Origin of the sequence: Hymenobacter coccineus, assembly GCF_001816125.1 — a bacterium.
Taxonomy (GTDB): Bacteria; Bacteroidota; Bacteroidia; order Cytophagales; family Hymenobacteraceae; genus Hymenobacter; species Hymenobacter coccineus.
In genome coordinates this window covers 1-1,539 of record NZ_MDZA01000274.1, presented here as the reverse complement: position 1 = coordinate 1,539, position 1,539 = coordinate 1, and the positions used below count along the sequence as shown (strand labels likewise).

The 1,539-nt window shown below is 71.2% G+C and carries 2 protein-coding genes; one reads left to right on the top strand and one right to left on the bottom strand.

Annotation, left to right across the window (positions count from 1 at the left end; all coding sequences use genetic code 11):
- Positions 1-287 (bottom strand): DUF6992 family protein (locus tag BEN49_RS14980; RefSeq protein ID WP_438831784.1); only part of this gene is annotated, 287 nt, incomplete at its 3' end.
- A 218-nt stretch (positions 288-505) separates the two neighbouring features.
- On the opposite strand from BEN49_RS14980, the gene lpxK reads away from it, so the two are divergent.
- Positions 506-1,539, top strand: a 1,034-nt coding sequence (lpxK, locus tag BEN49_RS14975) for a tetraacyldisaccharide 4'-kinase (protein WP_070744711.1), incomplete at its 3' end; no start/stop codon positions are given.

The window sequence follows — 1,539 nt, the reverse complement described above, 5'->3', positions numbered from 1 at the left end:
AGGTTCACGGCGCCCCAGCCGATGTTCATCTGGTGGAAGTAGTGGGCCGAGCCGTCGGTTTGGCCCGTGGCAATGCCGCTGACCAGCAGGTTGCCCGCCGCCCAGCTGCCCAGCACGAGCAAGCCGCGCCGGTCAAGGCGGCTGCGCTCGGCCTCGAACCCGCGCAGGGGCCTCGCCGGGGGCGGCAGGGCAGCGGGCCGCAGCGTATCGACAGCAGCGGTTTGGGCGGCAGCAGGCCGGGCGGCCAGGGGCCCCAGCAGGGCCAGCAAGTACAAGAAGGAACGCATGGTAAAAAGTAAGTTTAGTCCATGTAGAACGTCGTGCTCACCTGACGTTCCTTTTAATGCAAGCCAATCTTCACCACCCGCATAAAAGCTAAAGGCCGGCAGCCTGGGGCCCCTGGCGGGCAACGGTGCTGCAAGCAACCACGCGGCCGCCGATTTGTGCGGGCGGGCCGGCGGCGGCCGTACTTTTGCGGGCCGTTGCTTTGGCACATTGCCCCCGTATGCCCGCTGGATTCGCCTTTCTATTACTACCGTTTTCCTGGCTCTACGCGGGCGTGCTGGCCGTTCGCAACTGGTTCTACGACCGGGGCTGGAAGCGTTCGGAGGCCTTTGCCGTGCCGCTGGTGGGCGTGGGCAACCTGCGGGTGGGGGGCACTGGCAAAACGCCGCACGTCAGCTGGTTGCTGGAAGAACTGCTGCGCCAGGGCCACCGCCCGGCCGTGCTCAGCCGCGGCTACGGCCGTCGCACCCAGGGCCCCCGCCTGGCCGGGCCCCGCGATTCGGCGGCCACGGTGGGCGACGAGCCGTGGCAGTATTTTGAGCAGTTTGGGCCCCGGGGCGTGCCCGTGGCCGTGGCCGAAGCCCGCCGCCTGGGCGTGGCGCTGCTGCTGCAAACGCACCCGGAAACCACCGTTGTCGTGCTCGACGACGCCTACCAACACCGCGCCGTGCGCCCCGCCCTGAACGTGCTGCTCACCGAGTGGGCCCGCCCATTCTACGCCGACCACGTACTGCCTGCCGGCCGCCTGCGTGAAAGCCGCGCCGGGGCTCGCCGCGCCGACGTCATCCTCATCACCAAGTGCCCGCCCGGGGCCCCCGCCGCGGCCCGCGCCGCCGTGGCCCAGCGCATCGGGCGCTACGCCCGGCCCGGGACCCCGGTACTGTTTTCGAGCTACGAATACGGGCCGCCGCAAGCCTTGGCCGGGGCCGCCGGGCCGCTCGCGCCGGGCGGTTCGGCGCTGTTGCTCACCGGTATTGCGCAGCCGGGGCCCCTGCGCCAGCACCTCGAAGGCCTGGGCTACGCCATTGCTTTCCACGCCGATTTTCCCGACCACCACGCCTTCGCGCCCGCCGACCTGGCGGCGCTGCGGGCGCACTGGCGGCCCGTCTGGCCTATTTTTACCACCACCAAGGACGCCGCCCGGCTGGCCGACCCCGCCCTGGCGGCCGCGCTGGCCGGCTTGCCCCTCTATACCATCGCGGTGCGGGGCCGCGTTGGGGCTCCCACGACGCGCTCTGCGCGGGCGGCTGCCCG